At 68.2% G+C, this 25,574-nt stretch carries 16 protein-coding genes and 3 pseudogenes; 17 read left to right on the forward strand and 2 right to left on the reverse strand.

Features of this window, described 5'->3' with window-relative positions:
* Nucleotides 1–5: 5 nt before the first annotated feature.
* The 4 genes from iolB to iolG are packed head-to-tail and all read left to right on the forward strand — an operon-like array spanning nucleotide 6 to nucleotide 4,836.
* On the forward strand, nucleotides 6–935 hold the full coding sequence (gene iolB, locus QUE33_RS14310) for a 5-deoxy-glucuronate isomerase (RefSeq protein WP_286300891.1): 930 nt from the start codon (nucleotides 6–8) through the stop codon (nucleotides 933–935).
* Entirely contained in the window at nucleotides 932–2,890 is a 1,959-nt protein-coding gene (gene iolD / locus QUE33_RS14315) for a 3D-(3,5/4)-trihydroxycyclohexane-1,2-dione acylhydrolase (decyclizing) (protein ID WP_286300892.1), read from the forward strand. Before iolB ends, iolD begins: the two co-directional genes overlap by 4 nt.
* Entirely contained in the window at nucleotides 2,887–3,804 is a 918-nt protein-coding gene (locus tag QUE33_RS14320; RefSeq protein WP_286300894.1) for a sugar phosphate isomerase/epimerase family protein, read from the forward strand. The genes iolD and QUE33_RS14320 overlap by 4 nt, the downstream gene beginning before the upstream one ends.
* Nucleotides 3,805–3,831: 27 nt before the next feature.
* On the forward strand, nucleotides 3,832–4,836 hold the full coding sequence (gene iolG / locus QUE33_RS14325; protein WP_286300896.1) for an inositol 2-dehydrogenase: 1,005 nt from the start codon (nucleotides 3,832–3,834) through the stop codon (nucleotides 4,834–4,836).
* A 161-nt stretch (nucleotides 4,837–4,997) separates the two neighbouring features.
* On the opposite strand, the gene QUE33_RS14330 is transcribed toward iolG, so the two are convergent.
* Nucleotides 4,998–5,786 carry an MgtC/SapB family protein gene (locus tag QUE33_RS14330; RefSeq protein ID WP_286300898.1) on the reverse strand — a complete coding sequence of 263 codons (789 nt, stop codon included), beginning with the start codon at nucleotides 5,784–5,786 and terminating at the stop codon, nucleotides 4,998–5,000.
* Nucleotides 5,787–6,012: 226 nt separating this feature from the next.
* Between QUE33_RS14330 and QUE33_RS14335 the strand changes: the two genes are divergently transcribed.
* The 9 genes from QUE33_RS14335 to QUE33_RS14375 all read left to right on the forward strand — a co-directional run bounded on the left by QUE33_RS14335 (nucleotide 6,013) and on the right by QUE33_RS14375 (nucleotide 14,207).
* A complete protein-coding gene (locus QUE33_RS14335) occupies nucleotides 6,013–6,621 on the forward strand; it encodes an ABC transporter permease family protein (RefSeq protein ID WP_286300900.1) in 609 nt (202 codons plus the stop codon).
* Nucleotides 6,558–7,889: an ABC transporter permease gene (locus tag QUE33_RS14340; protein WP_286300901.1), complete on the forward strand. Its 1,332-nt coding sequence runs from the start codon at nucleotides 6,558–6,560 to the stop codon at nucleotides 7,887–7,889. Before QUE33_RS14335 ends, QUE33_RS14340 begins: the two co-directional genes overlap by 64 nt.
* A gap of 1 nt (nucleotide 7,890) precedes the next feature.
* Nucleotides 7,891–8,814, forward strand: coding sequence for an ABC transporter ATP-binding protein (locus tag QUE33_RS14345; protein WP_286303174.1), 924 nt, complete (start codon nucleotides 7,891–7,893; stop codon nucleotides 8,812–8,814).
* Nucleotides 8,778–9,011: a TOBE domain-containing protein gene (locus tag QUE33_RS14350; RefSeq protein ID WP_286300902.1), complete on the forward strand. Its 234-nt coding sequence runs from the start codon at nucleotides 8,778–8,780 to the stop codon at nucleotides 9,009–9,011. Before QUE33_RS14345 ends, QUE33_RS14350 begins: the two co-directional genes overlap by 37 nt.
* Nucleotides 9,012–9,112: 101 nt before the next feature.
* Nucleotides 9,113–10,309, forward strand: a complete 1,197-nt coding sequence (locus QUE33_RS14355) for an ABC transporter substrate-binding protein (RefSeq protein WP_286300903.1) — start codon at nucleotides 9,113–9,115, stop codon at nucleotides 10,307–10,309.
* A gap of 70 nt (nucleotides 10,310–10,379) precedes the next feature.
* Nucleotides 10,380–11,228: an inositol monophosphatase family protein gene (locus QUE33_RS14360; RefSeq protein ID WP_286300904.1), complete on the forward strand. Its 849-nt coding sequence runs from the start codon at nucleotides 10,380–10,382 to the stop codon at nucleotides 11,226–11,228.
* A 31-nt stretch (nucleotides 11,229–11,259) separates the two neighbouring features.
* Nucleotides 11,260–12,048 (forward strand): HAD family hydrolase, encoded by a 789-nt coding sequence (locus QUE33_RS14365; protein WP_286300905.1) that lies wholly within the window; start codon nucleotides 11,260–11,262, stop codon nucleotides 12,046–12,048.
* A 64-nt stretch (nucleotides 12,049–12,112) separates the two neighbouring features.
* Nucleotides 12,113–12,877, forward strand: coding sequence for an inositol monophosphatase family protein (locus tag QUE33_RS14370; RefSeq protein WP_286300906.1), 765 nt, complete (start codon nucleotides 12,113–12,115; stop codon nucleotides 12,875–12,877).
* A 151-nt stretch (nucleotides 12,878–13,028) separates the two neighbouring features.
* Nucleotides 13,029–14,207 carry a thiolase family protein gene (locus QUE33_RS14375; RefSeq protein ID WP_286300907.1) on the forward strand — a complete coding sequence of 393 codons (1,179 nt, stop codon included), beginning with the start codon at nucleotides 13,029–13,031 and terminating at the stop codon, nucleotides 14,205–14,207.
* Nucleotides 14,208–14,271: 64 nt separating this feature from the next.
* Here QUE33_RS14375 and QUE33_RS14380 read toward each other — a convergent pair whose 3' ends face one another.
* A complete protein-coding gene (locus QUE33_RS14380; RefSeq protein ID WP_286300908.1) occupies nucleotides 14,272–15,273 on the reverse strand; it encodes a hypothetical protein in 1,002 nt (333 codons plus the stop codon).
* Nucleotides 15,274–15,588: 315 nt separating this feature from the next.
* Here QUE33_RS14380 and pulA point away from each other — a divergent pair.
* The 4 genes and pseudogenes from pulA (at nucleotide 15,589) to mmsB (ending at nucleotide 25,482) form a co-directional block, all read left to right on the forward strand.
* Nucleotides 15,589–21,811: pseudogene (gene pulA / locus QUE33_RS14385) on the forward strand (pullulanase-type alpha-1,6-glucosidase).
* A 90-nt stretch (nucleotides 21,812–21,901) separates the two neighbouring features.
* Nucleotides 21,902–23,412 (forward strand): annotated as a pseudogene (locus QUE33_RS14390) (CoA-acylating methylmalonate-semialdehyde dehydrogenase).
* A complete protein-coding gene (locus QUE33_RS14395) occupies nucleotides 23,412–24,599 on the forward strand; it encodes an acyl-CoA dehydrogenase family protein (protein ID WP_286300910.1) in 1,188 nt (395 codons plus the stop codon). The pseudogene QUE33_RS14390 and the gene QUE33_RS14395 overlap by 1 nt, the downstream one beginning before the upstream one ends.
* A pseudogene (gene mmsB, locus QUE33_RS14400) lies at nucleotides 24,596–25,482 on the forward strand (3-hydroxyisobutyrate dehydrogenase). The gene QUE33_RS14395 and the pseudogene mmsB overlap by 4 nt, the downstream one beginning before the upstream one ends.
* Nucleotides 25,483–25,574 lie beyond the last annotated feature (92 nt).

Consider the following 25,574-nt stretch of genomic DNA (forward strand, 5'->3'; position numbering starts at 1 on the left):
CGAGCATGAGTGACCAGCGCTGGTTCCACCGCAGAGGCGACCTCTCCCGCGACGGCTGGGAGAGCGTCGTCGACGGCGCGCAGCCCGGGTGGCGGCACACCGGCATCCGCATCGCCGAGATCGGCGACCACGACGTGCTCGAGCTCAGCGAGCCCGGCGTGGAGCGGATCGTGGTGCCGCTGAGCGGGTCGTTCACCGTCGCGCACCGCAACCATCCAGGTGCGGGCACCACGACGCTGCGCGGTCGCCGCTCGGTGTTCCACGGCCCGACCGATGTGCTGTATCTGCCCAGCGGAGCGGCGGCGCAGCTGAGCGGAGCCGGACGCGTCGCGGTGGCGGAGGCGCCCACAGAGCAGGTGCGCCCGTGGCGGCACGTGCAGCCGACCGAGACCCCGGTCGAGCTGCGCGGAGCCGGCACCTCCAGTCGCCAGGTGCACAACTTCGGCACGCCCGAGGCGCTGGACGCCGCCGAGCTCATCGTCTGCGAGGTCATCACCCCGGCGGGGAACTGGTCCTCCTACCCGCCGCACAAGCATGACCAGAGCGTTCCGGGGCACGAGTCGCGGCTCGAGGAGATCTACTACTTCGAGGCCGCGCGCACCCGCGGAGCAGATGCTGCCGGATCCGGCGGGACGGATGCCGCGGATGCCGCGTTCGGCATGTTCTCGACGTACTCGTCGCCGGCGGGCGAGATCGATATCAATGCGATGGTGCGCACCGGCGACATCGCGCTCGTGCCGTTCGGCTATCACGGCCCTGCCGTCGCCGCCCCTGGATACGACCTCTACTACCTCAACGTGATGGCCGGCCCCGATCCGGAGCGCCTCTGGCGCATCAGCGATGATCCCGCGCACGCGTGGGTGCGCGAGGCCTGGAAGGATCAGGATGTGGACCGCAGGCTCCCCTACGAGGACGAAGGAGAACGACAGCGATGACCGCGACGAGACGGATGACGGTGGGGCAGGCCCTCATCGAGTTCCTGGCGCATCAGTGGACCGTCGACGGGGAGCATCGCGAGCGCACGATCGCCGGCGCCCTCGGCATCTTCGGTCACGGCAACGTGGCCGGGGTGGGGCAGGCGCTGGCACAGCTGCACGCTGAAGATCCCGTGCTGATGCCGTACCGTCAGGCGCGCAACGAGCAGGCCATGGTGCACCAGGCGGTGGGCTACTCGCGCATGCACCGCCGCCGCGGCACGTTCGCCTGCGTCGCCTCGGTCGGCCCCGGCGCCGCCAACATGATCACCGGTGCCGCGCTCGCCACCTCCAACCGGCTTCCCGCACTGCTGCTGCCCAGCGACACCTTTGCGACGCGGACCTCCGATCCTGTGCTGCAGCAGCTGGAGCACCCGCACGATCCGGGTCTGCAGGTCACCGATGCCTTCCGGCCGGTGTCGCGGTTCTTCGACCGCGTGCAGCGCCCTGAGCAGCTGTACTCCATCGCGCTGGGCGCGATGCGCGTGCTGACCGACCCCGCCGAGACGGGCGCGGTCACGATCGCGCTGCCCGAGGACGTGCAGGCCGAGGCGCTGGACGTCCCCCTCGAGTTCCTGCAGGACCGCGAGTGGCATCTGCGCCGTCCGCAGCCCGAGTCCGGCCCGCTGTCGCGCGCCGTCGAGGCCGTCCGAGCCGCCCGACGCCCGCTCATCGTGGCCGGCGGCGGCGTGCTGTACTCCGGCGCTGAAGACAGGCTGCGCGAGCTCGCCGAGGCCACCGGCATCCCCGTCGCCACCTCCCAGGCCGGCGGAGGCGCCCTGAACTGGGATCACCCGCAGTACGTGGGCGGCATCGGCGCCACCGGAAGCACGGCGGCGAACCGGCTGGCGGCGGAGGCCGACGTGATCATCGGCGTGGGAACCAGGTACAGCGATTTCACGACCGGATCACGCACCGCTTTCCAGCATCCGGATGCCGTGTTCGTCAACGTCAACATCGCCTCGTTCGACGCGTACAAGCACGGCACGCAGCTGCCGGTGATCGCCGATGCCCGCGAGACCCTCATCGCGCTGCGCGCGGCGCTCGCCGACTGGCAGGTGGATGCCGAGCACTCCCAGGCGATCGCCCGGGAGAAGGCTGGCTGGGATGCCGTCGTCGACGAGGCGTTCGCGCCCTCCGGGCTCGCCCTGCCCGGGCAGGCCGAGATCATCGGCGCCGTGCAGGCAGCCTCTGCACCCGAGGACGTCATCGTGCAGGCGGCGGGATCCCTGCCGGGCGATCTGCACAAGCTCTGGCGGGTGCGCGATCCGCTCGGCTACCACGTCGAGTACGCGTTCTCGTGCATGGGGTACGAGATCGCGGGCGGGCTCGGTGCCAAGCGCGGCCTGCTGGCCGACGGCGACGACCGCGACGTGATCGTGATGGTCGGCGACGGGTCGTACCTCATGCTCAGCACCGAGCTGGTCACCGCCGTCGCCGAGGGGATCAAGATCATCGTCATCCTCGTGCAGAACCACGGCTTCGCCTCGATCGGGCATCTCTCCGAGACGGTCGGATCCGGTCGCTTCGGAACGAAGTACCGCATGTACGACGACCGGACCGCCGACTTCCAGGGCGACCAGGTGCTCCCCGTCGACCTCGCGATGAACGCCCGCAGCTACGGTCTCGACGTCATCGAGATCGCACCGACCCCGAGTGCCATCGCCGACCTGGGCGAGGCGATCGCACGGGCCAAGGCCTCGGAGCGGTCGACCTTCATCCACATCAACAGCGATCCGCTGCGCTACGCCCCCGATGGCGAGGGATGGTGGGACGTCCCTGTGGCAGAGGTCTCGCAGCTGGAGTCGACGCAGCAGTCGCGAGCCGAGTACGAGAACCAGGTCGCCGCCCAGCGACCGCTGCTCGGAACGACCGGCGCCACGACGTCGGGCACGAGCGAAGGCGCCCGTCCGTGAACGGCACGGTCGCCGGTGCGCCGGTGAGCTTCGGTGTCTTCGAACTGACGCCCGAGGGCGCCGAGACGGTGTCGCCGGACGCCATGTGCGAAGCGCTCCAGACGACGGGCTACCGGGGCATCGACCTCGGTCCGATCGGATTCCTGGGACGGGGGCCCGAGCTGCGGGCGCGGCTGGCGCGGTTCGAGCTCGAGCTCGCCGGCGGCTGGGTGCAGCTGCCGTTCAGCGACGACGACGCCTTCACGGCATCCCTCCCCGAACTGCACGACGCCCTGCGGGTCTTCGCCGATGCCGCCGAGGCGGGTCCTGCGAGACTGCCGCTGCCCACGCTGGCCGACAGCGGCTCCGCGGCACGCGCGGCGGCACCGGGCCGCGGCGCAGCCGCCGATCCACTCACCGGAGCTGTAGCGGATCGCCTGCACCGCAACGTCGAGCGCGCTGCCGCCATCGTGCGCGCTGCCGGATTCGAGCCCACCTTCCACCATCACGCCGGAACGTTCGTGGAGTCCCCCGACGAGATCGACGCCTTCCTGGCCCACAGCGATGTCGGGCTGACCTTCGATGTCGGCCATCTGGTGCTCGCCGATGGCGACCCCGTCGAGGCGGTCCGCCGCTGGGGCACGCGCATCAATCATCTGCATCTGAAGGACGTCGACCGTACTCGCGTCACCGAGATCCTCGCCGCCGGCGGCGGCATGGCCGAGGTGTGGTCGGGCGGCGCGTTCGTGGCCTTCGGCCGTGGGGACGTCGACATCGACGCTGTCATGGCGCCGTTCGCAGCCGCCGGCTTCGAGGGCTGGGTGGTCGTGGAGCAGGATGTGCTCAACGGTCCGGATGTGGCGATCGATGCCTTCCTGCGCGAGCGCACTGCCGATCAGCGCGTCAATCGCGATGCGCTGCGGCGCTGGCTATGAGAATCTGACGAGAAAGCTGGAACCCGCATGACCCTTCGCTTCGGACTCATCGGAACGGGACGCATCGGCCAGGTGCACGCCGCAAATATCGCGCGCAGCGACGAGGCGACCCTGGCGTGGGTCGCCGACCCCTTCGTCGACGGTGCCAGGCAGGTCGCCGACCGATTCGGAGGCACCGTCACGGCCGATCCGGAAGAGCTGCTCGGCTCGGGCGGGATCGACGCCGTACTGGTGGCCTCCCCCACCCCGACGCACGTGGATCTGATCTCCCGGTCGATCGAGCTCGGGCTCCCCGTGCTCTGCGAGAAGCCGATCGACCTCGACATTGCACGAGTGGATGCCCTGCGCGACGCCGTCCGCTCCTCGGGTGTGCCGGTGGCGCTCGGGTTCAATCGCCGGTTCGACCCCGGGTTCGCCGGCGTGCGCGCGCGGGTGGCTGCCGGACAGATCGGCCCTCTGGAGCAGCTGACGATCATCAGCCGCGACCCGGCCGCACCGCCGGCGGCGTACATCGCCGTCTCGGGCGGGATCTTCCGCGATATGACCATCCATGATTTCGACATGGCGCGCTTCTTTCTGCCCGACATCGTCGAGGTGTCGGCCACCGGCACCGCGGTGTTCGACGACGGAGCTCGTGAGCACGGAGATTTCGACTCTGCGGTGGTCACGCTGCGTGCGGAGTCCGGGGCGATCGCGACGATCATCAACTCCCGGCACAGTGCCGTCGGTTACGATCAGCGTCTCGAGGCGTTCGGTTCGGCCGGGATGCTGTCGGTGGCGAACGCGCCCACGAGCCTGGTCAGCCTCTCGACCGCCGAGGCCGTCGAGGCGAAGCCGCCATATCAGGACTTCTTCCTGGAGCGCTACGCCCAGGCGTACGTCGATGAGCTGCACGAGTTCGTCAAGCTCGTGCGGGGCGAGCCGTCCCGCTCGCCCAGCTTCGAGGACGGCCGGGCGGCGCTGGTGCTCGCCGATGCCGCGCAGCGCTCGGCGAGTGAGCGTCGCACCGTGCGCGTCAGCCCCGCCGACTGAGGCGTTGATCCGTCGGCGACGTATGGAGCCGGACGGATGCGAAGAGCGGCGGCGTCCATCTCGGATGCCGCCGCTCTCGTCTGCGGCTTGTCGTTTCTCAGTGGCTGCCGAGCGTCCACAGATCCTGCCACTCGGCGAGCTGGGGGCGATGCCCTCTTCGGTCAGAACTCGTCTTCGTCGTCCTGCTCATCGCTGTCGTCGGGCCACCAGCGTGCCGAGGTCACCTTCGGATCGAGCGTGAGCCTGCTGACGGCCCGTTCCAGCGGCTCGGGATCCAGCTTGGTCGACTTCAGCTCCGCGAGCAGGGCGACATGGCCCTGCTTGGTGTGCGAGGTGGTCACGGACGTGAGGTGGTACTCGGGGCGGCTCAGCGTCTGCAGCAGCAGCGCACGCACGCGCGGCTCGGCCTTGTCGTTGGTCATCACCTCGAACGCGAACTTCGACGGATCGAGCTCCGGCTTCGTCGCCGAGGGGATCGATCGTCCGCTGCGGCGGTTCACCACCCGTCCGAGCGGCCGGAGGAAGATGTTGGCGACCACGATCAGAGCCGTGCCGAGGGTCGCGATGAGGTACATGCCGTTGCCTGCCAGGCATCCGATCGCTGCGGAGCACCACAGCGTCGCCGCGGTGTTGAGGCCGCGGATGTTCAGTCCTTCGCGGATCATCACGCCCGCACCGAGAAAGCCGATGCCGGAGACGACCTGTGCGGCCACGCGGGTGGGGTCGGCGCTGCCGTCGGGGGTGAAGCCGTAAGCGCCCATCACGACGAACAGTGCGGCGCCGATGGAGACCAGGGCATTGGTGCGCAGACCCGCGAGGCCGGCCCTCCACTGACGTTCCAGGCCGACGCAGGCTCCCAGCACCAGGCTGAACAGGACGCGGAAGGCGACCTCGAGCTCACCCGGAGCACTCAGGGGCAGGATCTCACCCAAGATCGAATGTAAAGACATTTACACATACTATCTCGATCTCCCCGGAAAACTCAAGGGAGAGCGGGTCTGCGGCAGTGGTTCGGAGGGGCGAATTCCGATCTTGCTGGACACATCCGGCGATGGTTGTGTTATTGTCAGGACATAACGGAGAACCGGTCAGGAATACGTCGGCGGGATACCCCGCTTCCCGAGCATAAGGATGTGCGATGGAACCCACTCACACGCGAAGGCGAGTCGTGAAGCGATGAGCAAGACACTTCTCGATGCGCCGCGTACGGGGGCGAGTCCCGGGCTCACCACGCCCGAGCTCCAGCCCTCGCCCTCGAAGACCAGGTTGCGCGGAGGAGCGATGTACCGCCTGAAGGTCGCACTGCGCGAGCCCACCACGATCGTCGGCATCCTCGCGCTCGCGCTGTTCGCCTACCTCATCCTCGTTCCGATCGTCAGCATGCTCGGCGATGCGGTGATGGTGCAGTACGGCGACGAAGCACGAGCCGGACAGAACTTCGGCGAACTCACCTCCTACTACTTCCAGCGCGTCTTCGCCTCGCCGCTGTCGGCCACCATCTTCTGGCGCCCGCTGGCGAACACGCTGACCATCGCGCTGGGGGCCATCGTGGTCGCCGTGCTCGTCGGCGGCTCGATGGCCTGGCTGCTCAGCCGCACGAACATGTGGGGTCGCAAGTGGTTCGCCACCGCGCTGATCGTCCCCTACATGCTCCCCGCCTGGACCTTCGCCCTGGCCTGGACGAGCCTGTTCAAGAACCGCAAGATCGGTGGACAGGCGGGATGGCTGGAGACGATCGGGTTCGAGCCCCCGACTGGCTGTCGTACGGCCGGATGCCGATCATGATCGTGCTGGCGCTGCACTACACGCCGTTCGTCATCCTGCTGTTCGGCAACGCGCTGCGTCGCTTCGACTCGCAGCTCGAGGACTCCGCGCGCATTCTCGGCGCCAGGCGCTTCACGGTCACCATGCGCGTGATCCTGCCGCTGATGCGCCCCTCGCTGGTCTCGGCCATCATCCTGATCTTCGCCAAGTGCCTCGGCGAGTTCGGTGTCCCCTACGTGCTGGGCATGCCGGTGCAGTTCGAGCTGCTCTCCACCTCGCTGTACCGCAACATCTCGTCGCGGCAGACGGGAGTCGCAGCCGTGCTCGCCGGCGCCATCATCCTCATCGGCGTCATCTCGCTGCTCGTCGACGCGCGATTGGTGAAGGAGGGCAAGCGGTTCGTCACCGTCGGATCGAAGGGATCGATGAACCGGCTCTCGGATCTGGGCCGCTGGCGCGGCCTGGCGACCTCGGCCGCCGGCGTGGTCTTCCTCATCAGCGTGGCCGTTCCGCTGCTGACGCTGTTCCTGTCGACAATCATGCGCCTGCCCGGTGTCTTCTCGGCCGACAACTTCACGCTGGACTTCTGGATCGGGCACGATCTGAAGACCGTCGCGCTGCCACAGGGCATCCTGCTCACCCCGGAGTTCTGGGCCGCCGCCTGGAACACGCTGTGGATCGTCGGCCTGGCCGCCACCACCTCGGGCGTGCTGGGGCTGCTCGTGGGCTACATCGTGGTGCGAACGCCGGTCAAGTTCGTCGGCGGTGCACTGCGGCAGATCACCTTCTTCCCCTACCTGGTCCCCGGCATCGCGTTCGCGGTCTCCTACCTGTCGCTGTTCGCCGTGGCACGAGGACCGATCCCGGCGCTGTACGGAACCGCGGCCATCCTGGTGCTCGCGTTCATCGCAGAGCAGATGCCGTACGCATCCCGAGCCGGTATCTCGGCGATGATGCAGCTGGGCAAGGAGCCGGAGGAGGCCGCACAGGTCTCCGGCGCCGGCTGGTGGAAGCGGATGATCCGCATCGTCATCCCGATCCAGAAGGGGTCGCTCGCCACCGGCGTGCTGCTCCCGTTCATCTCGGGGGTGAAGGGGCTGAGCCTGGTGGTCATCCTCGCCGTCCCCGGCACCAACGTCCTGACGACATACTCGCTGCAGCTCGTCGACTACGGATATCAGCAGGCGGCGAACGCGGTGGTTCTGATGGTGGCGGCGATCGCCTTCTTCGGAACCCTCCTCGGACAGAAACTCACGAAGAGCAACTTGGCAGAAGGGCTGGGTGGCTGAAATGCCGAACATCACTCTTGAAGGCGTGCAGAAGAACTACGGCGGAGGAGCTGCCAACGCGGTCGCGAGCCTCGACCTGGAGATCAGAGACGGCGAGTTCATGTGCCTGCTCGGACCTTCGGGCTGCGGGAAGACCACGACGCTGCGCATGATCAGCGGTCTGGAGCATCCCACCGGCGGCAGCATCCGCATCGGCGACCGCGTCGTCGACTCGGTGCCCGACAGCATCTACGTGCCGCCGGAGAAGCGCGAGCTGGGGCTGGTGTTCCAGAGCTACGCGCTGTGGCCGCACCTGTCCATCGAGAACAACGTCGACTTCGGCCTGCGACTGCGCAAGGTGCCGCGCGCCGAGCGCGAGAAGCGCACCGCCGACGTGATGGACAAGCTCGGCATCTCGAAGTACCGCAAGCGCTACCCGTCGGAGCTTTCCGGCGGGCAGCAGCAGCGCGTCGCGCTGGCACGGATGCTGGCGGTCAACCCTGACGTGCTTCTGCTGGACGAGCCGTTGTCCAACCTCGACGCGCGGCTGCGGCTGGAGATGCGCGCGGAGCTCAAGCGCATCCACAAGGAGTTCAACACCACGATCGTCTTCGTCACCCATGACCAGTGGGAGGCGATGACGCTGGCGACGCAGATCGCGGTGATGAGCGAGGGGAGCTGCAGCAGCTGGGCACTCCCGATGAGATCTACGAGACGCCGGCCAACCGGTTCGTCGCCGAGTTCGTCGGCAACCCGCCGATCAACATCATCGAACTGGCCCGTGAGGACGGTGGCGGCCTGGCGCTGTGGGCCATGCAGCACATCAGCGAGCGGTTCGGCGAACTGCACGGCCTCGGATCGGTCGGCATCCGTCCGGAAGCCGTCCAGATCGCGAGTTCCGCCGACGGTGTGCCCGACGGCGAGTTCAAGGCGCGCGCACAGGTGAGCGGCATCCTGCCGACCGGAGGCAGCTGGATCGTCGAGCTGGACGTCGCCGGCGGCAAGATGTTCTCGGTCACCAGCCTGTCGCCGACTCTCTCGGTCGGTGACGAGTGCCACCTCTGGGTCGCGTCCGAGAACCTGAACCTGTTCGACCAGGACGGAGCGCGGCTGGACCCCGAGCGCCGGCTGGTCGCGGCGTAGGGCACCGAGCGGCCGGCGGTGCCGCCTGCACGACGAACAACCGCTGCGAGATGAACACGAGCGCCGGGACCCGCCCGGCTCGAGACGAAGGAAAGAGAACGATGAAGTTCATTCAGAAACCCTCCGCGCGTGCTGCGGCAGCGCTGACGACCATGACGGTGCTGTCCTTCGGACTGATGGCCTGCACGCCCTCTTCAGGTGGCCCTGCCAACAAGCCGGACGGGCAGGCGGAGCTCGAACTGGGCATCAGCGACGATGGCTACACGCTCGACAAGCTGATCGCCGCGGCGAAGGAGGAAGGGCCGCTGGTCGTCTCCGACAGCACCGGCAAGATCACCGACATGGCCGACGCGTTCACGGCCAAGTACGGGATCAAGACCACCGGTGTGAAGCAGAAGGCCGGTGAAGCCACTGAGATCGCCATCCGCGAGGCGTCGGCGAGCAATATCCAGACCGACGTCTTCATCCTCTCCGACGCGCCGGGAGCGCAGCACGAGCTCATCGAGCGCGGTATCGCCTCCTCCTGGACGCCGCCCGATCTGGCCGGCTCGATCGACCCGGAGTTCCAGGATCCGCTGGTCATCTCCACCGACGTGCTCGTCTGGGGCTACAACACCGAGCTCTACCCGAACGGGTGCCCGGTCGACAACCTCTGGGCGCTGACGGATGACGACTGGACCGCGCATGTGGTCATGGAGGACCCAACGCTGAAGTCCGCGATCCTGTACTGGGTCAACGAGATGTCGGTCAACCACGACGACAAGATGAAGCAGGCTTACGAGGACTACTTCGGCGAGAGCTTCGCCAGCGACGAGAAGACTGCGTCGGCCGAATGGCTCAAGCGCCTCGCAAAGAACAAGCCGCTGCTGGTGAAGAGCGGAAGCGACTCGGCGGAGTCCGCCGGCGCACCGGGGCAGACTGAGGGGTTCATGGGACTGCTCAGCACCGCGAAGTTCCGTGAGAACGAGGACAGCGGCTACAAGCTGGGCCTGTGCACGGGCATCGCCCCGTACTCCGGCATCGGCTACACGAAGCTCGGTCTGATCGCCAACGGCACCAAGAGCCCGAACGCGGCGAAGCTGTTCCTGCACTACGCGATGACCGCCGAGGGAATCGCGCCGCAGGTCGAGGACGGCAAGTTCTCGGGCAACAGCGACGTGCCGCCGGCTGCGGACGAGCCCTCCGGCATCCTGGACGTCTGGGATGAGGTCTACATCGCCGAGCGCGGCATGCTCGACAGCGACTTCGATTCGCTGCCCGAGTGGAGCGACTTCTGGATCACGGCGAACCACTCCTGACACCGGTGCCGGTGTGCGGATGGAGAGCATCCTCCGCGCGCCGGCGCCCGAATCCAAGAACGGATAAGCGATGACCGATGCGGCTCTCGAATCCCGGGCTCTGAGGCGGACTGCCGTCCGCGCCGCGCTCAGCGTGGCGGACCAGCTGCGCGAGGCGTTCCGTGCCCCCATGCAGCACGACTTCAAGCGGGACGCGCACGACATCGTCACCGTGCACGACAAGGCGGCCGAGCGCAGCATCACCGCGGTGCTGCTCGATGAGCACCCAGACTCGATGATCGTGGGCGAGGAGGGCGGCGTCAGCGGTTCCGGCCGAGTGCAGTGGCATATCGACCCGATCGACGGCACCTCCAACTTCGCCCGCGGCCTGGCCTACTGGTGCGTGTCGATCGCCGCCGTCATCGATGACGCGGTCGTCGCCGGGGTCGTCCTCGACCCGATGACCGGCAACCTGTTCAGTGCCGACGCCGACGGAGCCCTGCTGGGCGACGCCCCGCTGAGCTCCCGTGCCGCTGCGCGCGAGATCGACGCGACGCTGATCTCGAGCTTCCCGAACCCGAAGGACACCTGGCTCTTCGGCGAGAGCGCGTACCAGGCGCAGTCGCGCCTGGTCGACGCCTTCCAGGCCGTGCGCAATCTCGGCAGCGGAGCGCTGAACCTGGTGCACGTGGCCGCCGGATGGGCGGATGCCACGATGGGCTTCTACACGAACTCGTGGGACATCTCCGCAGGAGGATTCATCCTGCAGCAGGCCGGCGGCAGCATCCGGGGCCTTGCCGGCGGCGAGAACCGCGAGCCCTTCCACACCTCACCCGACTACTACGCGATCGGCGCGGGCGGCGACTATCCCACCCTCTCCGACGTGATGCGGACCTGGTCGTCGCGCTACGACGCGACCAACCCGCCGCCGCGTCCCTGACACACCACCCACACCGAGGAGAAGAACAAGAATGACGAAACTCATCAGGCCCCGCGGTCTGCTGGTCGACTTCGGCGGCGTCATCGTCGAGACGGCCAACCGCACCGGCTGGCAGTCCGAGCTGGCCCAGATCGTGCAGTCGCGACTGACCGAGGCGGGGATCGATCTCCCCGCGCTGACGGAGGACGTGATCGAGAACGACATCCGTGAAGGGGCCAAGGCCGACTCGCGCTGGAAGGATGCGATGTCCCGCCCCTTCGCGCCGGCCGAGCTGAAGTACGAGGAGTTCTGGGAAGGGTTCGTGGCGGGGGACTGGCCGACGGTGGCCCGGGAGTACGTGCGCGAGCACGCCAAGGAGCTGTGTCGCGTGATGGGCGAGATGAAGCAGGAGCGCACCACGCGCGACGGGTTCATCGAGGTGCTCGATCTGGCGGACGAGGCATCCATCCCGGTCGTGATCGTCAGCAACACGCTGATGGGACAGGTGCACCGCGACTATCTCACCCGCAACGGTCTGACCGATCGCTTCGTGGAGCAGATCTACAGCGACGAGGTACGGGTGCGCAAGCCCAACCCCGAGATGATCCACCTCGGTGCGCGGGCCATCGATGAGACCGCGGCGACCTGCTGGTACGTCGGCGACAACTTCGACCGAGACGTGCTGTGCGGTGTTCGCGCCGGGGTCGGAGGCAACATCCTCATGGAGGCCCGCAGCACCTACGACCTGCCCTATCAGCTCTCCGTGACGGCCGACGCGATCGTCGCCGACCCGCGGGGCCTGCGCGACCTGATGGTCGCCTCGCTGGAGCGCGTGGCATGAGCAGCGAGTCGGCGACGGCGCAGTCGCGCCGGCTGCGCGCGATCGCCGAGGCGCTGCGCGCTGCGTGCAGGAGCAGCTGCGCGCGGCGTTCCGCGGGCAGATGTCGATCGATCACAAGCGTGATGCGCGCGATGTGGTCACCGTGCACGACAAGAACGCTGAGAAGGCCATCTCGGCGTACATCTTCAAGCAGGAGCCCGACTCGCGGATCCTCGGTGAAGAGGGCGGTGCGGTCGGCGACGGTGCGGTGGCCTGGTTCGTGGATCCGATCGACGGCACGAGCAACTTCGTCGACGGCATCGCGTTCTGGTGCGTATCGGTCGCCGCGGCCGTGGACGGCGAGGTCGTCGCGGCCGCGATTCTGGATCCGATGGCCGACGATCTGTTCTCGGCCGACCTGGAGGGCGCGCTGCTGAACGGTGAGCCGCTGCTGTCGACGGCCGCGGCCACCGAGGCGGAGGCCACGCTGATCACCGGGTATCCGAACGCCCGACAGCTCACCGCGCACGGTGGCGTCGCCCTGACCGACTTCGCCGAGCTGGTGCTGGCGTTCCGGGCTCTGCGCCGCCCCGGCAGCGCGGCGCTGACTCTGGCTCACGTCGCCGCCGGCTGGGCGGATGCCGCTGCCGGCTTCAACGTGAACCCCTGGGACATCAGTGCCGCCGAGCTGATCGTGAAGAAGGCGGGCGGCAGCTACATCCCCCTGGCGGTCGGCCAGCACGAGCGCCCGGTGCACTCCTACGACCATCGCGGCTACGTGGCGGTCGGAGGCGGTGCGTCGTATCCCACGCTGATGTCCATCGCCCGCGACATCGCCGCACGCAGCTAGCAGTCCCCCTGCGCGGCCACCCGGTTCGGTCCGTCCGCTACCTCCCCTGCCTCCCCCGCAGAATCCGCTCCCGTCGCGAAAACCGTCGCCCCGAACCAGGGAAAGCGACGGAAAGTGCGACGGGAGCGGAGTGCACGGGCATGATGGAGGCATGAGCAGCGAAGCCGTGATCGTCGATGTCGTCCGCACCCCGGTCGGACGAGGCAAGCCCGGAGGATCCCTGTCGGGGGTGCATCCGGTGGACCTCGCGGCGGGGGTGCTGCAGGCGATCCTGGAGCGCAGCGGACTGGAATCCGGGCAGATCGACGACGTGATGCTGGGCTGCGTCAGCCAGGTCGGCGACCAGGCGATGAACATCGCCCGCCAGGCCGTGCTCGCCGCCGGCTTCGACGAGCGCATCCCGGGCACCACGATCGACCGGCAGTGCGGCTCCAGCCAGCAGGCCGTCCATTTCGCCGCGGCAGGCATCGCCGCAGGCGAAAACGACATCGTCATCGTCGGCGGGGTGGAGTCGATGAGCCGGGTGCCGCTGGGCTCTTCGGCATCCGGTGGTTCGCCGATGTCGCCGCGACTGCGCTCTCGCTACCCGGACGGACTCGTGAACCAGGGCGTCAGTGCCGAGCTCATCGCGCAGCGATGGGGCCTGGGCCGCGAGGCGCTGGACTCCTTCGCGGCCGAGTCGCATGCGCGGGCGGCCGCGGCCTGGCGCGACGGATTCTTCGACCGCACGGTCGTCGCGGTGCCCGAGGCTCCGGATGCCGCAACCGACGAGACCGTGCGGGAGGGGACGACGGTCGAGAAGCTCGCCGGTCTTGCCGCCTCCTTCCGCACCGATGCGCTCGCAGAGCGATTTCCTGACCTCGAATGGAGCATCACGCCGGGCAACTCGTCCCCGCTCACCGACGGGGCCTCCGCCGCGCTGATGATGAGCGCCGACCGTGCGGAGCAGCTCGGGCTCACCCCGCGGGCGCGCTTCCGTGCCTTCGACGTGATCGGGGATGATCCCTTCTTCATGCTGACCGGTCCCATCCCCGCCACCCGCCGCGCGCTCGAGCGCGCCGGCCTCGGCATCGACGACCTCGACGCCTATGAGGTCAACGAGGCGTTCGCCTCGGTGCCGTTGGCGTGGGCGGCAGAACTCGGAGCCGACCCCGCGAAGCTGAACCCGCGTGGCGGTGCGATTGCCCTCGGCCATGCGCTCGGCTCCTCGGGCACCCGTCTGCTGGGCACGCTGCTCGACCACCTCGAGGCCACCGGCGGCCGACTGGGGCTGCAGACCATGTGCGAGGGCGGCGGAATGGCGAACGCCCTGGTGCTCGAGCGGCTCTGACCCCCTCCTCTGGCTTCATGTAGCGCAAATTGCTCCCGTCAGCCTCTGATTCGAGCAATTTGCGCTACACGAAGATCGGGTGGGCGAGGGCGTCGGCGACTCGCCGGACCAGTTCCTCGGGGCGCTTCAGCAGTGGTGAGGTGATCTCGACGACCGTCCACCCGGCGGCTCGCAGCGCTGCGAGCCGCTCGACATCGGCGGCCCATTGCTCGCCGTGCAGCATTCCCAGGTACTCCACCGCGACACGCTGATCCGGGTACGCCATGTCGACGCAGCCGAGGAACCTGCCGCCGGAGTCGAACACATCGACGTTGAGCTCTGGTTCGGGCAGGTGGGCCTCGAGAAGGATGCAGCGCACGAGCGACTCGCGCGGCGACCACGAGTCCTCGCGGATCAGCGAGAGCGCCTCGCGCAGTCGAGCTGCTCCATACCGTCGGCCCGCCTCCAGCGCCGCCTCGAGATCTGCTCTGGTCGCGAGGGGTGCTCGGCCGGCATCCGGTCTGCCATAGCCCTCCCGCCATTCGCGGCAGAAGAAGTCGCCGAGCGCGACCAGATCGTGAACCGAGAGCCCGCCCAGTGATACCCAGGTGGTCGCCGGGGATGCCACGCGCAGCCCGATGTGCTCTGTGACGGTGGTGAGGCTCGAGTAGGTGCGATGCCCGACGATGCCGGATGCGCGAGGGAAGGGCAGGTATCCGAGCACACTGACGTGCAGCGCCAGCGCATCTCCTTCGGCGAGGGCCCCCGATTCCGTGAACTCGATCGGCAGGGGTGCTCCCCAGATCGACGCGGCAGTCTGATGGCTGAAGAAGTGCCCCGTGTGCAGCCTGGCTGCGTAGGTTCGTGCCCGTTCGATGCGGAAACGGCGCTGCCGCTCGTAGGGGTTCTCGATCCCGGCGATCGCGACGGCTGCGGGCTCCACGGCGTTGGACTGTGCGCGCACGCCGTGGAAGGGAGCCTGCAGATCGTGCCCGCGCAATCGGCCATGGCCGATTCCGTGCGCTCGGGCGACCCGCACCGAGAAGATCTCTCCGAATCGATCAGCCAGGTTCTCGTCGCCGTTCATGTGCTCACTGTTCCACGTGCAGCGGCCCTCGCGCGGAAGTTATCCACAGGCCAGATCATCGTTCGTGTAGCGCAAATTGCTCCACTTCCCCCGGAATCGGAGCAATTTGCGCTACACGAACGAGGGGAGGGGAGCTTCTGGAAACGGTTGCTGAATGACGGGAGAGAATCTGAGGTGGGGCGCGGGGAATCGCGGGAATATTACTGGAAGCGCTTGCAATCAAGTCGCATCCCCTGCTAGCTTCACAGGAATCGCCTGGGCGCACAGCCGTGCCCGCCGTCCCTCCCTGGAGCATCCGTGTCGAAGAAGACCGCTGTGTCGAACGCCCGCACCACCCGCCGCCTCGCCGTGCTCACCATCGCCGGCCTGCTGGCATCCGGACTCTCTGCGCTGGGCGTGACGGCTGTCCCCGCGGTCGCCGCCGACCGCACCGTCGCCCTCGTCGGCGACCTGCAGTCCGAGCTGGGCTGCAGTGCGGACTGGGCACCCGACTGCGCGGCGACCGAGCTTGCGCCGACGGGCGCCGAGGGCATCTACTCCGCCGTGTTCGACGTTCCTGCCGGAACATACGAGTACAAGGTCGCGCTGAACGGCGGGTGGGATGAGGCCTATGGCCTCGACGGTGGCGGTGACAACATCCCGCTCACCATCGACGGCCCGGTCTCCCTGCGCTTCACCTTCGACGACGATCTCAAGCGCATCGGCGTCGAGGTGGCCGAGCCGAGCACCGGCTACTCAGCATCCGACGACGCGCTCATCGCGAAACCGGTGCGTCAGGCCGGCTCGGACGAGCAGTTCTACTTCGTCATGACGGATCGGTTCACGAACGGCGACACCTCCAACGATGAGGGCGGCCTCAGCGGCGATCGGATGGTCACCGGCTTCGATCCGTCGGACAAGGGGTTCTACCAGGGCGGGGATCTCGCCGGCCTGCGCGATCGGCTCGACTACATCCAGGGGCTGGGCACCTCGGCGATCTGGCTCACACCCAGCTTCGCCAACAAGCCCGTGCAGGGCGTCGGAGCGGACGCCTCCGCCGGGTACCACGGCTACTGGGTCACTGACTTCACCCGCATCGATCCGCACCTGGGCACCAATGCCGAGCTCGAGAACCTGATCGCCGATGCGCACGACCGCGGCATCAAGGTGTACTTCGACATCATCACCAACCACACCGCCGACGTCATCGACTACTCCGAGAAGCAGTACTCCTACATCGACCAGGCCACCCGCCCCTACACGGATGCGAGCGGCGACGCCTTCGATCCGTCCGATCTGGCGGGCACGAGCGCCTTCCCCGCTCTCGACCCCGCCACGAGCTTCCCCTACACACCGGTCATCGCCGAAGCAGACAAGGATGCCAAGACGCCGGCCTGGTTGAACGATCCGACCCTGTACCACAACCGCGGCAACTCGACCTGGACAGGCGAGTCGGTCACGTACGGCGACTTCGATGGCCTCGATGATCTGATGACCGAGGATCCGGCCGTCGTGGACGGCTTCGTGAAGGTGTACCAGGACTGGGTCGACCTCGGCATCGACGGCTTCCGCATCGACACCGTGAAGCATGTGAACTTCGAGTTCTGGAAGACCTGGAGCACCCGGGTGCTCGACTACGCGCACGACAAGGGCAAGAAGGACTTCTTCATGTTCGGCGAGGTCTACGACGCCGACCCGGTCAAGCTCGCCCCGTACATCCGCGACACCGATATGAACTCGGTGCTCGACTTCACGTTCCAGTCCTCGGCGGTCAGCTACGCCTCCGGCAACTCGGCCAAGGGCCTTCAGACGCTGTTCGCCGGCGACGACCGGTACACGACGCCGGATTCCTCGGCATCCGCTCTGCCCACCTTCCTCGGCAACCACGACATGGGCCGCGTGGGGTCGTTCCTGCAGAACACCGACGCCCCGCTCGAGCGCGTGGAGCTCGCGAACGAGCTGATGTTCCTGACCCGCGGCCAGCCGGTGGTCTACTACGGCGATGAGCAGGGCTTCGCCGGCTCTGGTGGTGACAAGGACGCCAGGCAGACGCTGTTCGCGACCCAGGTGGACGAGTACGCCGACCAGAAGCTCATCACCGGTGAGCAGGCCGGATCCGTCGATCGCTATGCGACCGATGCGCCGATATACCGGCAGATCGCCGCGCTGTCCCAGCTGCGCCGCGAGAACCCCGCCCTTCTGGACGGTGCTCAGATCGAGCGATACGCGGCATCCGGCGCCGGTGTCTACGCGTTCTCACGGGTCGCCGCTGCCGACAAGATCGAGTATCTGGTGGCGGTGAACAACGCCACCACCGCACAGACGGTCGAGTTGACCACGCTCACCGCCGACGCCTCGTACGCGGTGCTGCACGGAGACGCGGCGCCGATCAGCACGGATGCTGGCGCCGCGACCTCCTCACCGTCCCCGCCCTGTCGGCCGTGGTGTGGAAGGCGGATGCCACGGTCACCGCGCCCGCCGAGCCGGCGCCGATCGCCCTCACTGTCCCCGCCGCCGGAGCCGGCATCTCCGGCCAGTCCGCCGTACAGGCCCAGATCGCCGATCAGTGGGCGCAGACCAGCTTCTCGTGGCGCGTGGTCGGCTCCGACACCTGGCACGCGCTCGGCACCGCCGAGAACACCACCCCGCGTGTCTACCACGACATCCGCGGGCTGAAGAATGGCACGCTGGTCGAGTACCGCGCCGTCACCACGGATGCCGCGGGGCAGCACGCCGCAGCATCCACCTACGCCTCGGTCGGAAACTCCGTCGCACTCGGCGCCCCCGAAGAGCAGCCCGAGTCTCCGGTCTCGATGGTGACCGTGCCCGGCAGCCTGAACTCCGAGATGGGGTGCGCCGGGGACTGGACCCCGGATTGCGAGGGGGCGAAGCTCACCGAGCGCACCGACGGGGTGTGGGAGGGCACCTTCGACCTGCCCGCCGGCGACTACGAGTACAAGGCGGCGATCGACGGCAGCTGGGCGGTCAACTACGGTGCGAACGGCGTGCTGGACGGGCCGAACATCGCGATCAGCCACCCGGGCGGCTCGATCACGTTCTACTTCGACCCGCGCACGAATGTCGTGCAGTCCACCTCAGAGGGACCGATCATCACGCTCGCCGGCTCGCTGCAGGACGAGCTCGGCTGCTCCGGTGACTGGATGCCGGACTGCCTGAGCACGCTCATGGCCGATGGCGACCACGACGGCGTCTACGAGTTCTCGACGGCGGATCTGCCCACCGGCGCCTACGAAGTCAAGGCCGCACACGGTCTGAGCTGGGCCGAGAACTACGGCGCCGACGGCGTGCGCGACGGTGCGAACATCTCGTTCAGCGCCACCGAAGGCAAGGTCACGAGCTTCCGCTACACCCTCAGCACCCACGTGCTCGAGATCACCAGCGACGACCCGCCGCTGCCCGGGACGGGCGAGCAGCGTGCGCAGTGGATCGACCGCGACACCATCGCGTGGCCGGCGAAGCTCGGCCGGGCCGATCGCGCCGCGTACCGGCTGTTCGCGTCGCCCGACGCGGCGCTGACCGTCGCCGACGGCGAGGTGACTGGTGCAGAGCCGATCGCGCTCAGCGTGGTCGAGGGTGGCCTCACGGATGCTCAGAGGCAGCGCTTCCCCGCGCTGGCTGGTTACCTTGCTCTGCAGGTGCCGTCGGATGCCGACGTGCCCGCACTGCTGCGCACGCAGCTCGCGGTGGCTCAGACCGACACCGCCGGCGAACTGACCGCGTTCACCGGCGTGCAGATCCCTGGCGTGCTCGACGACCTGTACGCGGCCGAATCCGCCGATCTGGAGCTGGGCGTGACGTTCAGCGGCGATGCCCCCACCTTCCGGCTCTGGGCGCCCACCGCGCAGTCGGCGACACTGCTCACCTGGGACGCCGACGCGGCAGCCGGCGACCCGATCCGTCACGAGGCCGACTACGACGCGGCCTCGGGAGTCTGGGCCGTGAAGGGCGGTGATGCTCTCCGGGGTGACGAGTATCTGTGGCAGGTCGAGGTCTACGCGCCGACCACGGGGAGGATCGAGGCCAACAGCGTCACCGATCCCTATTCGGTCGCGCTCACGGTTAACTCCACGCGCTCTGTCGCCGTCGACCTCGCCGACGCGGCCTTCCAGCCCGAGCAGTGGCGGACGACCGCGAGCCCCGTGATCGACAAGCCCGTCGACCGGGCGATCTACGAGCTGCACATCCGTGACTTCTCCATCGGCGACGACACCGTTCCCGAGGCCGAGCGCGGCACCTATCTCGCCTTCACGCGTGACAGCGCGGGCACGAAGCAGCTGCGACAGCTGGCGGATGCCGGGATCGACACCGTGCATCTGCTGCCCTCCTTCGACATCGCCTCCATAGAAGAGGAGCGCTCTGCGCAGGCGGTGCCCGACTGCGACCTGGCCTCGTACGGCCCGGCCGATACGGCGCAGCAGGCCTGTATCGCGGCTGTCGCCGGTCAGGACGGCTTCAACTGGGGGTACGACCCGTACCACTACACGACTCCCGACGGCGCGTACGCCGTGAACCCTGAGGGCGGCGAGCGGATCTCGGAGTTCCGCTCCATGGTCGGTGCGCTGCACGGCATGGGCCTGCAGGTCGTACTGGACCAGGTGTTCAACCACACCGCCGAGTCCGGACAGTCCGAGCGGAGCATACTCGACCGCGTGGTGCCCGGCTACTACCACCGTCTCAACGCGGCCGGCTCTGTGGAGACGTCGACCTGCTGCCAGAACGTGGCGACGGAGCATCTGCTGGCGCAGAAGCTCATGATCGACTCCGTGGTCACCTGGGCGCGCCACTACAAGATCGATGGCTTCCGCTTCGATCTGATGGGCCACCACTCGGCGCAAAACATGAAGCAGCTCCGAGCCGCTCTCGATCGACTGACGGTCGAGAAGGACGGCGTCGACGGCACGGCCATCTATCTCTACGGCGAGGGCTGGAACTTCGGAGAGGTCGCCGACAATGCCCTGTTCGAGCAGGCCACACAGGGTCAGCTGGGCGGCACCGGCATCGGCACCTTCAACGACCGCCTGCGCGACGCCGTGCACGGCGGCAGCCCGGTCGACAGCGGATCCACGTTCATGCAGGGCTTCGGCACCGGCCTCGGAACCGACCCGAACGGCGACGACATCAACGGCACCCCCGAGCAGCAGCTCGCAGCCCTCGGTCATGCCACCGATCTGGTCAAGCTCGGCCTCGCCGGCAACCTGCGCACCTTCTCGTTCCTCACCAGTGACGGCACGGTGAAGGAGGGATCTGAGATCGACTACAACGGCCAGCGGGCGGGCTACGCCGATCAGCCCGACGAGACCGTCAACTACGTCGACGCGCACGACAACGAGACGCTGTACGACCTGTCGGTGTTCAAGCTGCCGGTGGACACGCCCATGGCCGACCGGGTGCGCATGAACACTCTGGAGCTGGCCACGGTCACACTCTCGCAGTCGCCGTCGTTCTGGCATGCGGGCACCGAGCTGCTGCGCTCCAAGTCGCTGGATCGCAACAGCTATGACTCCGGCGACTGGTTCAACCGCATCGACTGGACCGGCCAGGAATCCACCTTCGGCTCGGGGCTGCCGATGGCGGCCGACAACGAGGACAAGTGGGCGATCATGGCGCCGCTGCTGTCGAATCCCGCGCTCAAACCGGCACCGTCCGACATTGCATCGGCCGAGGCCTCGGCGCTGGATCTGCTTCGGGTGCGCCGTGAGGTCGGCCTGCTGAGGCTCGGCTCGGCCGGCGCGATAGCGAAGAAGGTCACGTTCCCGAACGGGGAGCGGATGCCGTTCCCGGCGTCATCCTCATGCAGATCGACGACACGGTCGGCGCCGACATCGATCCGGATCTGGACGGTGCGCTCGTGGTGTTCAACGCCTCGACGGAAGCCGTCACGCAGACAGTGGCCGGACTCGCCGGACGCGAGTTCGCGCTGACCCCGGCGCAGGCCGACGGGGCGGATGCCGTGGTGAAGGCCACGACATGGGATGCCGAGGCCGGCACCGTCACCGTGCCCGCCCGCACGGTCGCCGTGCTCGTGGACGCGCAGGAGACCCCGGCCGAGCCAGGTGACCCCGGCGAGCCCGGTGACGACGGTGATGAGGGTGATGACGAGGTGACGCTTGAGCTGTCCGGCAGCACGGTCGAGCAGGGCGGCTCCGTGACCGTCACGGTGCGCGGTCTGCATGTCGGTGAACAGCTCGCCGCCACCCTGCACAGCGACCCGCTGGTGATCTCGGGTGTTCCCGTGGCGGATGCCCAGGGCGTGGTGCGCTTCGCGGTGCACATCCCGGCTGACTTCAGCGTCGGGCTGCACACGCTCGTGGTGACCACAGACACCCGGGCGCCGCTGCGCGCATCGCTGACGGTGGTCGCCGCGGGAGACCTGGCAACCACGGGTATGACATTCCCCTGGGGCTTCTGGGTGACCATCGCGGTGCTGCTCCTGCTGGGCGGCGTGATCACCGCGCGCCGTCGCCGCCTCGCCCCCGGCCGTTCATGTAGCGCAAGTTGCTCCGATCGGCACCGATTCGGAGCAACTTGCGCTACATGAGACCTGAGATAGTAGGTGTCCCTAGTAATTCGATTGGGGGCCGACTACCATGGTCACTGTGCCAACGACGGCGCAGAGGAGTGTCACACAATGACCCGTTTCATCCCCCATTTCGTAGGCGGAAAGTCGCTGGAACCTACCGGTGGCCGCGTCGCGGATGTCTTCGACCCGAGCACAGGACAGGTGCAGGCGCGGGTGCCGCTGGCCACGGCCGACGAGGTGCGTGCCGTCATCGAGAACGCCGCGGAGGCGCAGCCGGCGTGGGCGGCGACCAGCCCGCAGAAGCGCGCCCGCGTGATGATGCGCTTCGTCGAACTCGCGCACCAGAACATGGACGAGCTGGCACGGCTGCTCTCCAGCGAACATGGCAAGACCTTCGATGATGCCAAAGGCGACGTCATGCGCGGCCTCGACGTGATCGAGTTCTGCATCGGGGCCCCGCACCTGCTCAAGGGCGAGTACTCCACCGAGGCGGGCACCGGCATCGACGTGTACTCGATGCGCCAGCCGCTCGGCGTGGTCGCCGGCATCACCCCGTTCAACTTTCCCGCCATGATCCCGCTGTGGAAGGCCGGTCCGGCTCTCGCCGCGGGCAACGCCTTCGTGCTCAAGCCCAGCGAGCGCGACCCCTCCGTGCCGGTGCGCCTGGCAGAGCTGTTCCTCGAGGCGGGTCTGCCCGCCGGCATCCTCAACGTCGTTCACGGCGACAAGGAAGCCGTCGACACGATCCTCACCGATCCGCGCATCCAGGCCGTCGGGTTCGTCGGCTCCACCCCGATCGCCGAGTACATCTACGCCACCGCCGCCGCCAACGGAAAGCGTGCTCAGTGCTTCGGCGGGGCGAAGAACCACCTTGTGATCCTGCCGGATGCCGACCTCGACCAGGCCGCCGACGCCCTCATCGGTGCGGGGTTCGGCTCGGCCGGCGAGCGCTGCATGGCCATCTCGGTGGCCGTTCCCGTCGGCGAGGAGACTGCCGACGCCCTGGTCGCCAAGCTCACCGAGCGACTGCGCGATCTGAAGGTCGGCCCCGGCCTGCAGGAAGGCGTCGACTACGGCCCGCTGGTCTCGGCCGCCGCGAAGGAGCGCGTGGAGGGACTGATCCAGGAGGGGTGGATGCCGGTGCGGTGCTCGTCGCCGACGGCCGCGGCCTGACCATCGACGGACACGAGAACGGCTTCTACCTCGGACCCACGCTGTTCGACCACGTCACCGCCGACATGTCGATCTACCGGGAGGAGATCTTCGGGCCGGTGCTCTCGGTCGTGCGCGCCGCGGACTACGAGCAGGCGCTCGCCCTGGCATCCGATAATCCCTACGGCAACGGTGTCGGCATCTTCACCCGCGACGGCGACGCCGCCCGTGACTTCGCCGCGCGCGTGAACGTCGGCATGGTCGGGGTGAACATCCCCATCCCGGTCCCGATCGCCTCCTTCACGTTCGGCGGGTGGAAGGCCTCCGGATTCGGCGACCTCAACCAGCACGGCGCCGACGGGTTCCGCTTCTACACGAAGACCAAGACGGTCACCAGCCGCTGGCCCTCCGGCATCCGCGGGGGCGCCAGCTTCGTCATGCCGGCCACGACGGGGGAGGGGCACTGATGACCATGATCGACAGCACTGTCACCGCAGAGGAGCGCGAGGCGATCCTCGAAGCCGTGCGCGACTTCACCGAGGCCGAGCTCACCCCGTTCGCGTCCGAACGGGACGAGAAGCACCTCTTCCCACGCGAGACGCTGAACCGGGCGGGCGAGCTGGGGCTCGGCGGCATCTACGTCCGCGAGGAGTTCGGCGGCACGGGCCTGGACCGCGTCGACACCGTGGCGATCTTCGAGGAGCTCGCCAAGGGAGATCCCGCGGTCGCCGCGTACATCTCCATCCACAACATGGTCGCGTGGATGATTGACAGCTACGGCACCGATGCGCAGCGTGCGCAGTGGCTGCCGTCACTCACCGCGATGTCCGAGTTCGGCGGCTACTGCCTCACCGAGCCCGGCGCGGGGTCGGATGCCGCGAACATCGCCACCAGCGCCGTGCGCGACGGCGATGACTACCTGCTCACCGGCGTGAAGCAGTTCATCTCCGGCGCGGGAGAGGCGGGTGTCTACGTCGTCATGGCGCGCACCGGCGGGCCGGGCTCCGGCGCGAAGGGGATCAGCGCGTTCCTCGTGCCCGGCGATGCGGCGGGACTGAGCTTCGGCGCCCCCGAGAAGAAGATGGGATGGCACGCTCAGCCCACGCGCCAGGTGATCTTCGACGGCGTGCGGGTACCGGCATCCGCCCTGCTCGGCGAGGAGGGCCGCGGCTTCGCGATCGCGATGTCCGGGCTCAACGGCGGGCGGCTGAACATCGCGGCCTGCTCGCTGGGCGGTGCGCAGTGGGCGCTGGAGAAGGCGGTGCAGTACGTGCAGGAGCGGGTCGCCTTCGGCGAGCCGCTCGCCGAGATGCAGTCGGTGCTGTTCCAGGTCGCCGACATGCGCACCAAGCTGCAGGCCGCGCGCCTGATGGTGCGCGATGGTGCGCAGGCGGTCGACGAGCACGCTCCGGATGCCACGATGCGCTGCGCCATGGCCAAGAGGTTCGCCACGGATGCCGGGTTCGAGGTCGCCAACCGGGCCCTTCAGCTGCACGGCGGATATGGGTACCTTCAGGACTACGGTATCGAGAAGGTCGTGCGTGACCTGCGCGTGCATCAGATCCTGGAAGGGACGAACGAGATCATGCGACTCATCGTCGGCCGCGAGATGCTGCGGCCCGCGGGCTCGGCGTCGATGAGGGAGGCATCATGACCCGCATCGCGTTCCTCGGACTGGGACACATGGGCCTGCCCATGGCCGTGAACCTCGTCGAGGCCGGCCACGAAGTGCACGGCTTCGACCTCGTGCCCGCCGCTGTCGACGCGGCGCGCACCGCCGGCATCCCGGTGGCGGCCAGCGGAGCGGATGCCGTGGCCGATGCGGATGTCGTGATCACGATGTTCCCCGCCGGGAAGCATGTCATCGCGGCCTATCAGGACGAGCTGCTGGCTGCCGCGAGACCGGGCACATTGTTCATCGAGTCGTCGACCATCGCCGTGGACGAGGCGCGCAGTGCGCATCAGCTGGCCGTCGACGCGGGGCACCGCAACATCGACGCCCCCGTCTCGGGCGGCGTGGTGGGTGCCGAGGCCGGAACGCTGGCGTTCATGGTCGGCGGGGCCGAGGACGACTTCGCGGCGGCGCTGCCGCTGCTGGAAGTGATGGGCAAGCGCATCGTGCACTGCGGTGGACCCGGTCTCGGTCAGGCCGCGAAGGTGTGCAACAACATGATTCTCGGCATCTCGCAGATCGCCGTCGCCGAGGCGTTCGTGCTGGCTGAGCGACTCGGGCTGGAGCATCAGGCGATGTACGACGTCGTGTCGCAGGCGTCCGGTCAGTGCTGGGCGCTCACCACCAACTGCCCTGTGCCGGGGCCGGTGCCCGCCAGCCCCGCGAACCGCGATTACCAGCCCGGCTTCGCCGGCGCCCTGATGGCGAAGGACCTCGGGCTCGCGTTGCAGGCGATCGAGCAGACGTCGACGGATGCCAGGATGGGCCGTCTCGCGCAGGAGCTTTACGCCGCCTTCGCCGATGGCGAGGAGCGGGGCGCGACTTCTCCGGCATCATCACCGACATCCGCGCCGGCACCGTCTGACAAGCCCGTCTATTTGGCGCTCGTGCACGGCTTCTGCGGCGTGTCGCGTGCACGAGCGCCAAATAGACGGGTGGTCGGTGTGGCCCGGTGAG

Source organism: Microbacterium suwonense (assembly GCF_030296555.1).
Classification (GTDB): Bacteria; Actinomycetota; Actinomycetes; order Actinomycetales; family Microbacteriaceae; genus Microbacterium; species Microbacterium suwonense.